The 14,448-nt window shown below is 66.3% G+C and carries 12 protein-coding genes; 9 read left to right on the forward strand and 3 right to left on the reverse strand.

Features of this window, described 5'->3' with window-relative positions; all coding sequences use genetic code 11:
- The first annotated feature begins 2 nt into the window (after window positions 1–2).
- Genes IQ24_RS02130 through IQ24_RS02150 form a run of 5 tightly spaced genes read left to right on the forward strand, consistent with a single transcriptional unit; the run spans window position 3 to window position 6,288 of the window.
- On the forward strand, window positions 3–770 hold the full coding sequence (locus IQ24_RS02130) for an SDR family NAD(P)-dependent oxidoreductase (RefSeq protein ID WP_145396051.1): 768 nt from the start codon (window positions 3–5) through the stop codon (window positions 768–770).
- Window positions 770–1,546, forward strand: a complete 777-nt coding sequence (locus IQ24_RS02135; protein WP_145396052.1) for an SDR family NAD(P)-dependent oxidoreductase — start codon at window positions 770–772, stop codon at window positions 1,544–1,546. Before IQ24_RS02130 ends, IQ24_RS02135 begins: the two co-directional genes overlap by 1 nt.
- A complete protein-coding gene (locus tag IQ24_RS02140) occupies window positions 1,543–1,968 on the forward strand; it encodes a hypothetical protein (protein WP_145396053.1) in 426 nt (141 codons plus the stop codon). Before IQ24_RS02135 ends, IQ24_RS02140 begins: the two co-directional genes overlap by 4 nt.
- Window positions 1,969–2,022: 54 nt before the next feature.
- Window positions 2,023–3,180 carry an efflux RND transporter periplasmic adaptor subunit gene (locus IQ24_RS02145; protein WP_145396054.1) on the forward strand — a complete coding sequence of 386 codons (1,158 nt, stop codon included), beginning with the start codon at window positions 2,023–2,025 and terminating at the stop codon, window positions 3,178–3,180.
- Window positions 3,181–3,195: 15 nt separating this feature from the next.
- A complete protein-coding gene (locus tag IQ24_RS02150) occupies window positions 3,196–6,288 on the forward strand; it encodes an efflux RND transporter permease subunit (RefSeq protein ID WP_145396055.1) in 3,093 nt (1,030 codons plus the stop codon).
- On the opposite strand, the gene IQ24_RS02155 is transcribed toward IQ24_RS02150, so the two are convergent.
- Window positions 6,285–7,568, reverse strand: coding sequence for a PQQ-dependent sugar dehydrogenase (locus tag IQ24_RS02155; protein WP_145396056.1), 1,284 nt, complete (start codon window positions 7,566–7,568; stop codon window positions 6,285–6,287). The genes IQ24_RS02150 and IQ24_RS02155 overlap by 4 nt on opposite strands.
- Before the next feature lie 50 nt (window positions 7,569–7,618).
- On the reverse strand, window positions 7,619–8,077 hold the full coding sequence (locus IQ24_RS02160; protein ID WP_145396057.1) for an Lrp/AsnC family transcriptional regulator: 459 nt from the start codon (window positions 8,075–8,077) through the stop codon (window positions 7,619–7,621).
- 136 nt (window positions 8,078–8,213) lie between these two features.
- Here IQ24_RS02160 and IQ24_RS02165 point away from each other — a divergent pair, with 136 nt between their 5' ends.
- The 4 genes from IQ24_RS02165 (at window position 8,214) to IQ24_RS02180 (ending at window position 12,078) form a co-directional block, all read left to right on the forward strand.
- The gene (locus IQ24_RS02165; protein WP_145396058.1) at window positions 8,214–9,413 is read left to right on the forward strand and encodes an aminotransferase-like domain-containing protein; all 1,200 of its coding nucleotides are present in this window, start codon (window positions 8,214–8,216) and stop codon (window positions 9,411–9,413) included.
- Between the two features lies 1 nt (window position 9,414).
- Window positions 9,415–10,071 (forward strand): RraA family protein, encoded by a 657-nt coding sequence (locus IQ24_RS02170; protein WP_145396059.1) that lies wholly within the window; start codon window positions 9,415–9,417, stop codon window positions 10,069–10,071.
- Window positions 10,072–10,306: 235 nt separating this feature from the next.
- Window positions 10,307–11,614 carry a type III glutamate--ammonia ligase gene (glnT, locus tag IQ24_RS02175; protein ID WP_145396060.1) on the forward strand — a complete coding sequence of 436 codons (1,308 nt, stop codon included), beginning with the start codon at window positions 10,307–10,309 and terminating at the stop codon, window positions 11,612–11,614.
- 80 nt (window positions 11,615–11,694) lie between these two features.
- A complete protein-coding gene (locus IQ24_RS02180; protein WP_145396061.1) occupies window positions 11,695–12,078 on the forward strand; it encodes a globin domain-containing protein in 384 nt (127 codons plus the stop codon).
- On the opposite strand, the gene IQ24_RS02185 is transcribed toward IQ24_RS02180, so the two are convergent.
- Entirely contained in the window at window positions 12,075–14,438 is a 2,364-nt protein-coding gene (locus tag IQ24_RS02185; RefSeq protein ID WP_199756456.1) for a trimethylamine N-oxide demethylase, read from the reverse strand. The two genes, IQ24_RS02180 and IQ24_RS02185, sit on opposite strands and share 4 nt — an antisense overlap.
- Window positions 14,439–14,448: the final 10 nt, after the last annotated feature.

Genomic DNA, 14,448 nt, shown 5'->3' on the forward strand with positions numbered 1-14,448 from the left:
GCATGTCTTTCGCAAACAGGAACGCGCTGGTCACCGGCGGCACTCAGGGGATTGGCGAAACCATCGCGCATCAACTGGCGGCCTTGGGCGCCCGGGTGATCATCACCGGACGTGATGCCAAACGCGGCGCCGAGGCCGCCGAGCGCATCGGCGGACGCTGCCGCTTCATCGCCTGCGACATCGCCGACCCCGCCGAAGTCGAGCGCATGTTCTCGGACGTCGAGGCCGAGGGGCCGCTGCATGTCGCCGTGAACAACGCCGGCGTAACCGCGCCCCGCGCGCCGGTGCGCGATCTGGACCTCGACGCCTGGCGGCGCATCATCGACATCAACCTGACGGGCACGCTGCAATGCCTGCGCCACCAGCTTCGGCTGATCTCGCGCCAGCCGGGGGGCAGCATCGTCAATGTTTCCTCCTGCGCGGGTGTGCAGGTGATCGCCGATCAGGCCGCCTATTCGGTCAGCAAGGCCGGGATCAACAGCCTGACCCGCGTCGCTGCCATCGAGAACGCCACGCAGGAGGGCGACCGCCATCCGGTGCGCGTCAACGCCATTGCCCCCGGCCCGACGCTGGGCGGCATGAACTCGGCCGAGCGGCTGGCCGCCAACCCCGAGGCCACGCGCCGCAAGCTGGCCGTGACCGCGATGAAGCGCATGGCAGAGCCCGAGGAAGTCGCAGGCACCGCGCTGTTCCTGCTGAGCGATGCGGCCAGCTATATGACCGGTGCGGTCCTTGATGTTGACGGCGGCTTCAGCGCCGGGAAATTCTGATGCGCGGCATGCAGACGATCCTCATCACCGGCACCAGCAGCGGCATCGGCCATGCGCTGGCGCGGCTATACCTGCAACGCGGCCATACCGTCTGCGGTGTCTCGCGTCGCGGGCCGGGTGCGCTGGCGGATCATCCGCGCTTTCATCACGTCACGGCCGATCTGACGCAGTTCCAGACGGTCGCCCCCGCGCTGGTGCGTCTGGCGCAGATGGCGGGCACGCTGGGCTTTGACACGATCTTCGCGAATGCGGGCAGCTTCGGCCCGCCCCCGCGTCTGGCGCATCTGACGCGCGCCGACGCCTTCATGGAGGTGATGGCGCTGAACGTGGGCGGCGTGAAGGCCACCATTGACGCCTGCATCTCGCTGCCCTCAAGGCCGGGACGGATCGTCGCTTCGGCCTCGATTTCGGGCGTGCGGCAGCGTGCGGGAATGCTCAGCTATGCGACCTCGAAAGCGGCGCTGAACGCGCTCTTGAGGGTCTATCAACTGGAGAACCCCGACATCCAGTTTCTGCCCATCGGGCTTTGCAACGTCTCGACCCCGCTCAGCGCCGTGCTGGCCGAGGCCGGGCCGGAACTGGCCGAACTTTGCGCCCTGCGCGAGCGGGCCACTCAACCCGGCTATTTCGTTTCACCCGAAGAACGCGCGCAGGACATCGCCCGCGTCCTTGACCATGGCGCGGCGCTTGACCTTGCGCCCGCCGAATTCCGTGAAATCCGCGATCTGCTGGCAGAGCTGCAGCGCGCGCATCCAACAGAAGGACACCTGTCATGACCCCCGAGAGCTATGCCAAAATCGTCCGCGCAGGCGCGATCTATGACATCGTCGCGACGGCCGCGCTGGCCATTCCGCCGATGGCCTATATCGTCCTGCAGATCGTCCAGTGGCTGGACCTGCAACTGGGTTTCGGGACCGAGTTCCTGCCCGTCGACCCGACCTCGATGTTCTTTCTGAACCTGGCCGGATGTTTCGTCATCGTCTGGGCCGTGGCCAAACTGCGCAACCCGACGCCCGAGATGGGTCGCCTCGACGCGCTTTTGCGCTTTGCGCTGGTGGCGCTTCAGCTTTGGAACGTCGCGCAGGGTGCCACGCCGATCCTGCTGGGGATCGCAGCGGTGCTGCTGATCATCGGCATTCTGGAACTGCGCCAGCCCGCGCCCGAGCTGCCCCGCGCGACGCCCGTCACCTCAAGCTGACGGCCCTTGCGGCGGGACCAGCCGGTCCCGCCCCTTCGCCCTGAAAGGGATACGATGACCGTGCCTGCTGACAACACCGTCCCGCGCCGCCGCCTTCGGGGCTGGCCATTGCTGAGCCTCATTGCGCTGCCGGTGTTCGCCGCCGCTGGCGCTTTCGCGCTTCACGAGGCGCGCGGCGCCACCGACGCCCGCACGCCCGCCGCGCCGATTGCCTCGGTGATCACGGTCAGGGTCACGCCCGAGGCCGCGCAGCAGTCCCGCCGTCTGGTCGCCATCCTGCGCCCGATGAGCGAGACCCCCTATGCCTTTCAGGTCACCGGCCGGGTCGAGGCGCGGCTGGTCGATGTGGGCGACCGCGTCAGCCAGGGGCAAGAGATCGCGCGGCTGACGCGCACCGATTTCGACCTGATCGTCCAGCAGAACCGGGCCGAGGTGAATGCCGCGCGTCAGGCGCTGGAAACGGCGACCTCGGACGAAAAGCGCGCGACCTCGCTGCGCGAAAGCGGCGTCGCCTCGATTGCGCAACTCGACGCCGCGCGCAGCCAGCTGCAAGAGGCGCGCGCGCGTCTGGATCGGTCCGAGGCGCAACTGGACATCGCCACGAACTCGCTGGGCTACACCACCTTGCGCGCGGGGTTCGACGGCATCGTGACCGAACGCGCGATCGAGCCGGGGCAGATCGTCGCCGCAGGCCAGACCGTGCTGGGCGTCGCGCGCACCGAACGGCTGGAGGTCGAGGTGAACCTGCCCGAGCCGCTTTACGCCGCCCGCGACCGCATTCAGGGCAGCTTCACCCCCTGGGTCCGCCCTGCCGAGCAGCTGCCCGTCACCCTGCGCGAGGCAAGCCCCGCCGCCGATCCCACGACCCATACCCATCGCACCCGCTTTGCCCTGCCGCCGGGCGCGCTGGCGGATCTCTCTTTTGGCAATACCGGCTGGCTGACACTTGCCCTTCCCGATGAGGTGGAAGGCAGTCTGCTGCGCCTGCCCTCGGCCGCGCTGTTTGATCCGGGCACGGGCACAGGCCCCTCATTCTGGCAGGTGACGGATCAGCAGCGCACCGCCGCCATCCCCGCCGCCGTCCAGCGGATCGAAGGCGACACGACCCTCGTGCGCGCGCAGATCGACGGGCCGCTGAATGTGGTTGCCGTCGGTGCCAACCGGCTGGCCGAGGGGCAGCAGGTCCGCCCTGCGCCCCGCACGCCCCAGTAAGCCGGACAGATCGCGATGAGTTCTTTCAACCTTTCCGCATGGGCCGTCCGGCATGGCGCGCTGCTGGGCTTCTTTGTCGTTGTCCTGTGCCTTGCGGGGCTTGATTCCTACCTGCGCCTTGGCCGCTCGGAAGACCCCGATTACGCGATCAAGGTGGTCAATGTGGTGGCGACATGGCCGGGGGCCTCCGCGCAAGAGATGCGCGATCAGGTCGCCGACCCGGTCGAGGAAAAGCTGCAGACCATCCCCTATTTCGACCGCATCGACACCTATGCGACGCCCGGCTATGTCGCCATGCAGGTCTGGGTCAAGGACTATACCCCACCCGCTGAGGTGCCCGAATCCTTCTATCAGGTGCGCAAGAAGCTTCTTGACATGACCGGCACCCTGCCTGCGGGCGTGCAGGGTCCGGCGGTCGATGACGAATTCGGCGATGTCGATTCCATCCTACTGGCGATGAAGGGCGAAGGCGCCAGTTTCGAGGATCTGGAAAACGTCGCGGATGATCTGCAGATCGCCCTGCAGCGCCATAATGAGATCAGCAAGATCCGCACCTATGGCAAGCAGGAACGACAGATCTTCGTCGAATATGACGATGCGCGCCTCGCCACGCTGGGCGTCCCGCCCGAGGCGATTGCGGGCGCGCTGACCGACTTTTCGGTCATGCACAACCCGGGCACGCTGGACAACGGCCAGCAACGCCTGCGGCTGTCCTTCGCAGGGGCCGAGGGCTCGGTCAGCGTAATCCGCGCCCTGCCGATTGTCGTGGGCGATACAGTGTTGCGGCTGGATGACATCGCGACGGTGCGCGCGGGCACGCAGTCCCCGCCCCGGCAGATGGTGCGCCATGACGGCGAACCCAGCGTCGTTCTGGGCGTGGTGATGGCCAAGGGCCAGAACCTCAGCCGCATCGGCGGGATCGTCGATCAGACACTGTCTGAAACGCCCGTTCCCGCAGGCATCGAGATCACCCGCATCGCCGACCAGCCCAAGGTCGTCGATCACGCCATTCTTGAGTTCATGCGCGCCTTTTTCAAGGCGCTGCTGATCGTGCTGGCGGTCTGTTTTCTGGTCCTCGGCTGGCGCACCGGCATCGTGGTCGCGCTGTCCGTGCCGGTGGTTCTGGCCATCACCTTCATCGCCATGCGCGCCATGGGGATCGAGCTTCACCGGGTCTCTCTCGGCGCGCTGATCATCGCCTTGGGCTTGCTGGTCGATGATGCGGTCATCGCCATCGAAAGCATGCTGCGCGGGATCGAGGCCGGAAAGGCCCGGCTTGAGGCCGCCGCGATGGCCTGGACCTCGACCGCCTTTCCGATGCTGACCGGCACGCTGGTCACGGTGATCGGCTTCATGCCGGTTGGCTTCGCGCCCTCCTCGACCGGGGAATATCTACAGTCGATGTTCTGGGTCATCGCGATTGCGCTGATCGCCTCATGGGTGGTCGCGGTCACGGTCACGCCCTGGCTGGGCACGCTGATCCTCAGCCCCCATCACGCCCCGCCGGGCAAGGGCCGCATGGCCCGCATTCAGGAGCGCACGAATGACGCCCTGCGCCGCATCGTCAACTGGAGCGTCGATCATTCGCGCAAGGCGATCCTGACGATCCTTGCGCTGTTCGTGATCTCGGGTCTGGGCTTCGTGACGGTGCAAAAGCAGTTCTTCCCGATCTCGGAACGGGTCGAGCTGTTCGTGCAGTTGCGCCTGCCTCAGGGCAGTTCGATCAATGAAAGCCTTGAGGCCGCCGTCGAGGTCGAACGCTTCCTGAAAGATGACCCCGACGCCACATCCGTCGCGACCTATGTGGGCCAAGGCCCGCCCCGGTTCTGGCTGGCGCTGAACCCCGCCCTGCCGAACCCCGCCTATGCCGAATTGGTGGTGCTGGCCCGCGACCTAGAGGCCCGCGAACGCCTGAAGACGCGGCTGGAGGCCGCGATCAGCGACGGGCTGGCCGGTGCCGCGCGCGGACGTGTCATCCGCTTTTCCTTCGGACCGCCCGTGGCCTATCCGGTCGAATACCGCCTGTCGGGTCCAGACCCGCAAGAGCTGCGCCGCATCGGCGACGAAATCCGGCGCACCATGGCCGCCGATCCGCGGCTGGTCGACCCGCATATGAACTGGAACGAACTCGCGCCCGGGCTGCAGCTGCAGGTCGAACCCGACCGGATGCGCCTTCTGGGCCTGACCTTCGCCGAGCTGTCGAAGCGCGTCGGCATGGCGATCGAGGGTCACACCGTCGCCACCTTGCGGCAGGGCGATCAGTCGACCGGCATCGTCATGCGGGCCGAGGGCGCGCAGCACGACGACCCGGGCCGGCTTCAGGACATCATCGTCGCGACCGTCGACGGACGCCCGGTGTCGCTGTCGCAAGTGGGCCGCGTCATCGTCACGCAGGAAGAACCGATCATCTGGCAGCGATCCCGCGAAGAGACGCTGACCGTCGCCGCCGATGTGATCGACGGCGTGCAGGGCCCGGATGCCAGTTCCGCGATCTGGCGGCAACTGGCGCAGATCCGCGCCGATCTGCCGCCCGGCTACCGTCTGGTGCAGGGCGGCGCGTGGGAGGAGTCGATGAAGGCCAATGACTCCATCGCCAAGATCTTTCCCGGTGCGCTTCTGCTGATGATGGCGGTCATCATGGTGCAGGTGCAAAGCGCCTCGCGGCTGGCGCTGGTTCTGATGAGCGCGCCGCTGGGCATGATCGGCGCCTCGCTGGCGCTGAATGTCGCGGGTGCGCCCTTCGGTTTCGTGGCGCTTCTGGGGCTCTTGGCGCTGTCGGGAATGGACGTGCGCAACTCGGTCATTCTGGTCGATCAGGTGGACGCGAACCTGCGGCGCGGCATGGCTGTGCGCGCCGCCATTGTCGAGGCCACCATCCTGCGCGCCCGCCCGGTCGCGCTGACGGCGGCGGCGGCCGTGCTGGCGCTGATCCCGCTGTCACGCTCGCTTTTCTGGGGGCCGATGGCGCTGACGATCATGGGCGGGCTTTGCCTTGCCACCTTCATGACCATCGTCTTTCTGCCCGCGCTTTACGCCTTCTGGTTTCGCAAAAGCATCCGCCAGCAAGAGGCGGCCCCGCCGACCGGGACCGCCGTTCAGACCGCCTAAGCCGCGCTGACGCGCCAGATGATGTCGCCGACGTCATCGGCCATCAGCAGCGACTTCCTGTCGGGTCCGATGGTGACGCCCACCGGGCGGCCATAGGCCAGCTTTTCGTCCTCGGACAGGAAGCCCGTCAGGATGTCGCGCGGCAGGCCCGAGGGCTGGCCGTCGCGGAAGGGCACGAAAATCAGGCGATAGCCGCTCAGCACCGCGCGGTTCCAGGACCCGTGCTGGCCGATCACCATGCCATCGGGGAAGCCGGGCAGCGTCCCCTCGGGCATCCAGCACAGGCCAAGCGAGGCGGTATGCCCGCCAAGCGCATAATCCGGCGTGATCGCGCGGGCGACCAGTTCCGCGTCCTGCGGCACGCGGTCATCGACTGTCTGGCCCCAATAGCAATAGGGCCAGCCATAGAAGCCGCCGTCCTGCACCGAAGTCAGATAGTCGGGCGGCGTCTCATCCCCCAAGCCGTCCCGCTCATTCACCACGGTCCAAAGCGCGCCGGTGTCGGGCTGCCACGCCATGCCCACGGCATTCCTCAGCCCCGAAGCGAAGACGCGGCTCTCGCCGGTGGTCAGGTCGATCTCCCAGATGGTGGCGCGATCCTTTTCGGCCTCCATCCCGTGATCGCCGATATTGCTGAGCGAGCCCACGCCCACGTAAAGCCGCGTACCATCGGGGCTGGCCAGCAGGCTGCGCGTCCAATGCCCGCCGGTGCCAAAGCGGGTCAGGCGCTGGCCTTCGCCCACCGCCTTGCCATCCCGATAGGGGAAGGCCATGACGCCATCGGTATTGCCCAGATAGAAGGTGTCGCCGACCAGAGCCATGCCGATGGGCTGGCGCTGGCCCTGCAGGAAGGTCTCATGGATCTCGGCCACGCCATCGCCATCGGCGTCCCGCCACAGCGAGACGCGGTTCGCGCTGGTCCCGATGGCCTTGGCGCGTCGCATGGTGGCATGGGTCGCCCGAGCCAGCAGGCCGCGCGGTGGCGGCGGCTCTTCCTTCGACTCGGCCACCAGCACATCGCCATTCGGCAGCACCTCGATCCAGCGTGGGTGATCCAGCCCCGAGGCAAAGGCATTGACCCGCAGGCCCGGCGCGGCCTTGGGCAGATGCCCCGGCGCCCAGCCCCGCGCGGTCGGCATCTTCAGCGTCATGATGCCCTGCGCGCGCGCGGCGGGAATGCTGGGCGTCTGCCCCACGGCCTGCTGGTCCGGGGTCTCGGCCCTGCGGCGGCGGACCATCACGCCGCCCACCAGTTCGACCGCCTTGGCCATCAGATCCATGTGAGGCTCCTTCCTGTTTCTGTCTGTCGTCACGCCTGCGCCCCAAGGCGTCAGGCCACGCCCATCCCGCCGGGATGGTTCTGCAATATCACCATGGTCGAGGTTTCCGCGACCGAAGGAATGGCCTGCAGCACATCGCGGATGAAGCCGCCAAGTGCGTCGATGTCGCTGACCATGACCCGCAGCATGTAATCGGCATCGCCCGTCACCAGCAGGCATTCGGTCACCTCGGGGCGCGCCGTGACGACCGAAAGGAACTCATCCGCGCTTTCCGGCCCGTGCCGCGTCAACCGGACCGAGATCAGCACGCTGACCGTGCGCCCCAGAGCTGCCGGGTCGACCAGCGCCGCATAGCCCCGGATCACCCCGGCCTCTTCCAGCCGCTTGATCCGCCGCCCACAGGGCGTGGCCGACAGCCCGACCCGCGCGGCCAGCTCCATTACCGGGATGCGGCCATCGCGGGACAGGATCTCGACAATCCGGCGGTCAATGGCATCAAGCGCGATCAAGCAGCTTTCCTCTACACTACGGGTGAACTTCGCGTTATTCCTGCATATAATCCGGTCGCAGCGCAAGTCTTTGCAGGGACTTCATCGCAGACAAGGGCTAAAGTGCCGGGGCAGTTTCAACCTCCCCGAGTCGCCCATGTCCCGCCCCGCCTTCGCCAGCTGGCTTTCCCAGACCAATGACGTCACCCAGACCTTTCTGAACGCCGGTCAGATCCCCGATCTCATCAATCTGGCGGGCGGCTTGCCCGATCCGTCGATCTGGCCGGTCGAGGAGCTGGCGCAGCTGGCCCACAAGGCCGTTGCAGAGCACCCCGAGGCCGTGCTGGCCTATCCCCCGATCGAGGGCTTTGCCGAGCTGCGCCACCTGATCGCCCAACGCTTCAGCACGGGCGGGCTGACACTGACCCGGCAGAACGTGCTGATCACCACGGCGGGCATGCAGGGGCTTGATCTGGTGGGCAAGGCCCTGCTGGATCAGGGCGGGCTGATCGCGGCGCAAAGCCCCGCCTATCTGGGCGCGCTGGACGCATGGCGGCCGCGCCTGCCGAGCTACCGCCCGATCCGCCTGCAGGATGAGGGCTTCGATCCGGTCGCAGCACTTGACGGGGCGCAGTTCTGCTACTGCGTGCCGAACTTCTCGAACCCGACCGGCAGGCTGGTCGATCTGCCCATGCGGCAGGCGATGGTCGAGGCCGCGCAGCAGACCGGCACCTGGCTGGTCGAGGATGATCCCTACGGCATGCTTTACTATGACGGCGCGCCCCTGCCCCGCCTGCTGGAGCTTTCGGCGACCGGCAAGCCCGGACCCTATGACGGTCCGGTGATCTATCTGGGCACGCTCTCGAAGGGCCTCGCCCCCGGGCTGCGGCTGGGCTGGGTGATCGCCGCGCCCGAGATGATCACGGCGCTGATCACCGCGAAGCAAGGCTCGGACATGTGCACCACCGGCATCAGCCAGCAGATGGCCATCGACGCCTTCAAGACCGGCCTGCCCGAGCGCATCCTGCCGCATATCCTTGACCTTTACGGCAGTCGCCGGAACGCGCTTTGCGCAGCGATGGCGGAACATCTGACGCCCTGGTTCGACTGGCAGGTGCCGCAGGGCGGCATGTTCGTCTGGGCGCGCGCTAAGGACCCGGCGCTGGATACCGACAAGCTGCTGAAGGTGGCACTGTCGCATGGCGTCTGCGTCACCCCCAGCAGCGTCTTCGACCCCGAGGGGCAGGACCGCGGCGCGATCCGGGTGAACTTCACACTGAACCCCGCCGAGCGTCTGGCGGAAGGCACGCGCAGGCTGGCGCGCGCTGTCGATGCACTTTTGTCAGGGAAGGCCTGAGATGACCGTCACGATCCACACCCCCACCATCGCCCCGATCGACGACAGCCTGCTTCAACGCTGGCGCGAGGTTCCGGTGCCGGTCGCGGTCGATCTGTCGCCGGACGAATACCAGATCAGCCCCGAGCTGCGCCCGCTGCTGCCGCCGGGCCAGCAGCCCCGGCTGTTCGGCCGCGCCCTGACGGTGCGCTGCGCGCCGCCGGATTTCGGTGCGGTCCTGCATGCGGTCGGGATGATCGGCCCGGGCGAGGTGCTGGTGATCGAGGCCGCTGGCCAGGCCGAGCATGCGATGATCGGCGATGTGCTGGGCGGGCATCTGCACCGCATCGGCGCGGCGGGCATCGTCTGCGACGGCCCTGTCCGCGACGTCGGCAATCTGGCAAAGATGAAGGGGCTCTCGGTCTATTCCCGCTCGGTCACGCCGCGCGGCCCGACCGGTGCTGCGCTAGGAGAGGTGAACTGCCCCGTGAACATCGGCGGCGCGACGGTCAATCCCGGCGATCTGATCCTGGGCGATTGCGACGGGCTGATCGCCATTCCGGCCACAGCACTTGAGGGCCTGATCCGCCGCATGGAAGAGAAGGTCGCGCTGGAAGAGACCTGGGTTGCACGGCTGGCCTCGGATGAGCCGGTGACCAGTATTTTTGGACTGGTCTGAGCCGCGCAGCCCCTCCCCTCAAGCTTCGGGACTTTACAATTCAGTCGGCTACGTCCTTGTTAGGTAAGGGAGAGGAACCTGCCAAACATCATGAGTCGCCTGTCGAATATCCGTTATTGTGTCCAGTCGCGCCCGGCATTTGCCAAAGGGGCGCGCGAAAGGCTATGTCCTGTTCCGACAGCCACCCTTCGGATATCGCCGAACGTCTGAGCCGAGCAGTTGGGAGAATCGGATCATGGCGACGCCACTTGACACTTTCGCCCGCGAACGCGGCATCAAGAATTTCATGGTCTCGTTCACGGACCTTTACGGCGGGCAGCGCGCCAAGCTGGTGCCTGCCGGTGCGATCTCGGGCGTGCTGGAGCGTGGGGCCTCCTTCGCAGGCTATGCCACATGGCTGGACCTGACGCCCGCCCATCCCGACATGCTGGCCATTCCCGACCCGAATATGGTGATCCAGCTGCCTTGGAAGCCCGAGGTCGCCTGGATCGCGTCCGACTGCGCCATCGGCACAAGGGCGCTGGAGCAGGCCCCGCGCAATGTCCTCAAACGCATGGTGCAGCAGGCGGCAGAGGCCGGTCTGCGCGTGCGCACCGGCGTCGAGCCCGAGTTCTTCCTGCTGTCGCCCGAGGGCGACCGGATCGCCGATCCTTTGGACATCGGGGTGAAGCCCTGCTATGACCAGCAGGCCATCATGCGCCGCTATGACGTGATCGCCGAAGTCTCCGAGCATATGCTGAACCTCGGCTGGGAGCCCTATCAAAGCGACCATGAGGACGGCAGCGGCCAGTTCGAGATGAACTGGAAATACGACGACGCGCTCAGTACCGCCGACAAGTTCAGCTTCTTCAAGTTCATGCTGAAATCGGTCGCGGAAAAGCACGGGCTGCGTGCAACCTTCATGCCCAAACCCTTCCCCGGCATCACCGGCTCGGGCTGTCATGTGCATATCTCGTGTTGGTCGCAGGATGGCGAGACCAGCGCCTTCGCCAGCGCCAGCGATGAGCTGGGCCTGTCGCCGCTGGCCTATCATTTCATCGGCGGGCTGATCCGGCATGCGGGCGCGCTGACGGCGATCTGCAACCCGACGGTCAACAGCTACAAGCGCATCAATGCGCAGCGCTGCTCCTCGGGCGCGACCTGGGCGCCGCAGTCGATGACCTGGAGCGGGAACAACCGCACCCATATGATCCGCGTGCCGGGACCCGGCCGGATCGAGCTGCGCCTGCCCGATGGCGCCGCGAACCCCTATCTGTTGCAGGCGATCATCATCGCGGCGGGTCTCAGCGGCATCCGCGACAAGCTGGACCCCGGCCCCCGCAGCGATGTCGACATGTACCGCGACGCGCATGAGGTGCCCGACACCGAACCCTTGCCGCGCAACCTTCTGGACGCGCTGCGCGCCTATCGCGACGACGCGCCCATCCGCGCCCTGATGGGCGAAGAATTCTCGAAAGCCTATCTGAAGCTTCGGGAGGTCGAATGGAACTCCTACATGCAGCATTTCACCCGGTGGGAAATCCAGCACACTCTGGATGTCTGAGACTGGCCATTTCGCCAGCGTGATCAGCCGCGACGCAGGCCGATCCCCCTCCCCCAGGCCGGGCACGAACGGAGGATGACATGGCAAAAATTGACGACATCGGCGGCCCCGACGGCCTGCACGCGCTGGTCAACCGCTTCTATGACCTGGTCGAGACCGATCCGCGCGGTGCCGATCTGCTGAAGCTGCATTTTCGCGGCCATGGCGTCGCCCATGCCCGCGTCGAGCAGGTGGATTTCATGCTGGGTTTTCTGGGGGGACGGCGTATCTATCAAGAGCGTCACGGCCATATGAACCTGCGCGAGATCCATGACCATGTCGCGATCCGCAAGGAGGATGCCGAAAGCTGGCTGACCTTGATGGATCAGGCCCTGGACGATCTGGGCCATGGTGGGCCCGAGTTCGATACGTTGCGCGCGGCCCTGCGTCGGGCCGCGCTTGTTCTTGTCAACCGCGAGGATTAAGAGCGCGGCCGCGATTTGGTCGGGTCGTAATGCGACAGCGTCACGATCTCGGCCGGCAGGCGTTTCTGCAGGTGATCGAGCTTGCCGATCTCGACCGCCGTGCCGACCTCGGAATGCGCCACGTCGACCCGCGCCAGGGCGATGTTCTTGCCCAGAAGCGGCGAACGCATGGACGAGGTGACCTCACCGATCTGCGCGCGACCGATATGGACCGGATCGCCGTGGCCCACGTCGACATCGCTGTCGATGACCAGACCCACCATCTTGCGCGACGGGTGATCCTTGCGGCGCTGCAGGGCTTCGCGGCCGACGAAATCGTCCTGCTTGCCCTTCAGCGGCACGGTGAAGCTGATCCCGGCCTCGAACGGATCGGTCTGATCCGAGAAGTCGTAACCCGCAAAGATCAGACCCGCCTCGATGCGGACCATGTCCAGACCCTGCAGACCCATGGGCTTGATGCCCAGCGGCTGCCCGGCTTCCCAGACGGCGTCGAAGACCTCGCCTGCGACATCGGGGTGACAGAAGATCTCGTAGCCCAGCTCACCGGTGTAGCCGGTGCGCGACAGGACGACCGGAATGCCCAGCTCGCCACCGATCCGGCCGGCGGTGAAGTGGAACCATTGCAGGTCCTTCGCCGCGGTCTTGTGCGGTGCGGTCCAGATGATCTTCTCCATCAGCTCGCGCGAGTTCGGACCCTGCACGGCAATGTTGTGCAGCTGGTCCGTGGACGAGCGGATCATCACCTTCAGGCCAAGCTCTTCGGCCTTTTCGCGCAGCCAGTCGCCACCGACATCGGTGCCGCCGATCCAGCGGAAATTGTCGCGACCCATGCGATAGACGGTGCCGTCGTCGATCATGCCGCCGTGGGGATAGCACATCGCGGTATAGACGACCTGGCCTTCGGCCAGTTTGCGCATGTCGCGCGTCACGCAATAGTTCATCAGGGCTTCGGCATCGGGGCCGGTCACTTCGAACTTGCGCAGCGCCGAGAGGTCCATGACCACGACTTTCTCGCGGCAGGCCCAGTATTCGTTCTGAAGCCCGGTCGCGGGGAAGGAGTCAGGCAGCCAGAAGCCTTTGTATTCGACGAAGTTGTCGGTCAGCTTCGCGAAGCGATCGTGGAATCCGGTCTCTCTGGTCAATTTCGGCTCCGCAGAAGGGGAAGAACGCCAGGCAACGCCACGCTGGAAGGATTCGTTGCCCGAATAGGTCCGGACATGGATGTCCGACAGGTGCCAGCCATTGGCCGGCGAGGTGTCATCCGGGCAAGCCGAAGTGACGCAGAGGATGTCGGTCATCGCCTCCATCAGCACATAGTCGCCGGGGCGCGACCAGGGCTCATCGGCATACATGACGCCATGGTCGTCGATGCCGGTGTTGAAGAAGAAGTTGACGGCCATCCAGCCGGGGCGCTTTTCGATCCCGTAGGGGTCCAGCGCCCGGTTGAAGTTATCCGAGCAGTTCACATGGCCCGGATAGCCGATATCCTCGTAATACTTCGCATTGCAGGCCATGGCGAAGGCGTCATGGCGGCCGCAGGTGTCCTGGATGATGCGCACCAGCGGCTGCAGATCCTGGTCGAAGTATTTCGCATGCAGACCCGGGATCGGGTAGGCATGGCCCTGAACCGTGCGCGTCGTCGTCACGTCCAGAGGATGGGTCAGCCCGCGATCGACCTTGCGCAGATCGAAACACTGGAAGTCGGTGCACTGACGGCCGTCAACATCCATGATCTGGATGAATTCGCCCTTCTTGACGACATAGGACTGCGCCGTCGCCGAATGCACGCGGATATCCTGCAGCGGATCGGCCAGCGGATCGGGCAGATCGAACCCCAGGCGCGTGCCCGGAAGTGCGGCCTTCACCATGACCGTCAGCGGCGTCAGGGTATCTTGCGCGTCCGGCTCCATCCGGGGGCCGGGCGCGGCAATGATGACCAGTCCGTCACGTTCGGCGGTCAGCGTGACCGCGTCACCTGCGGGGCTGCTGCTGTCGAAGAATGCGGCCGAACGCAGTTGCTGCAGGTCGATCCCGCGCCGGGTCAGCCCGGTCGCAAGCCGCCGCAGACTGGGCGCACGCGAGCCCAGAAGCGCCTTGAGGCCCGCCGCCTCGCCCGTGGCCTTCAGGCCAAGAACGCCCGGGTCCACCTGACCATGCGGCGAGGTGGTCACCACCTCGGCCACCTGTCCCCCTTCCGGGTTCTGGATGGTCACCTGATCTCCGGTCGAGATGGGGAACAGGATCGCCCCGCCCCCCTCGACATGATAGCGCTGCATGCCCGGCCCCAGGGACAGAAGCCCCGGGGTCCGAATGCCGCTGGGCCTTGGTGGGCCGCCACCAAAACGCGACAGAATGGTCATTGCATCAACT

The sequence above is a fragment of the Paracoccus sulfuroxidans genome, from assembly GCF_007830335.1.
Taxonomy (GTDB): domain Bacteria; phylum Pseudomonadota; class Alphaproteobacteria; order Rhodobacterales; family Rhodobacteraceae; genus Paracoccus; species Paracoccus sulfuroxidans.

Excerpts from the sequence above, each read along its gene's own strand:
- IQ24_RS02130 (WP_145396051.1), top strand. The coding sequence starts at position 3 with ATGTCTTTCGCAAACAGGAACGCGCTGGTCACCGGCGGCACTCAGGGG.
- IQ24_RS02135 (WP_145396052.1), top strand. The coding sequence starts at position 770 with ATGCGCGGCATGCAGACGATCCTCATCACCGGCACCAGCAGCGGCATC.
- IQ24_RS02140 (WP_145396053.1), top strand. The coding sequence starts at position 1,543 with ATGACCCCCGAGAGCTATGCCAAAATCGTCCGCGCAGGCGCGATCTAT.
- IQ24_RS02145 (WP_145396054.1), top strand. The coding sequence starts at position 2,023 with ATGACCGTGCCTGCTGACAACACCGTCCCGCGCCGCCGCCTTCGGGGC.
- IQ24_RS02150 (WP_145396055.1), top strand. The coding sequence starts at position 3,196 with ATGAGTTCTTTCAACCTTTCCGCATGGGCCGTCCGGCATGGCGCGCTG.
- IQ24_RS02155 (WP_145396056.1), bottom strand. The coding sequence starts at position 7,568 with ATGGATCTGATGGCCAAGGCGGTCGAACTGGTGGGCGGCGTGATGGTC.
- IQ24_RS02165 (WP_145396058.1), top strand. The coding sequence starts at position 8,214 with ATGTCCCGCCCCGCCTTCGCCAGCTGGCTTTCCCAGACCAATGACGTC.
- IQ24_RS02170 (WP_145396059.1), top strand. The coding sequence starts at position 9,415 with ATGACCGTCACGATCCACACCCCCACCATCGCCCCGATCGACGACAGC.
- glnT (WP_145396060.1), top strand. The coding sequence starts at position 10,307 with ATGGCGACGCCACTTGACACTTTCGCCCGCGAACGCGGCATCAAGAAT.
- IQ24_RS02180 (WP_145396061.1), top strand. The coding sequence starts at position 11,695 with ATGGCAAAAATTGACGACATCGGCGGCCCCGACGGCCTGCACGCGCTG.
- IQ24_RS02185 (WP_199756456.1), bottom strand. The coding sequence starts at position 14,438 with ATGACCATTCTGTCGCGTTTTGGTGGCGGCCCACCAAGGCCCAGCGGC.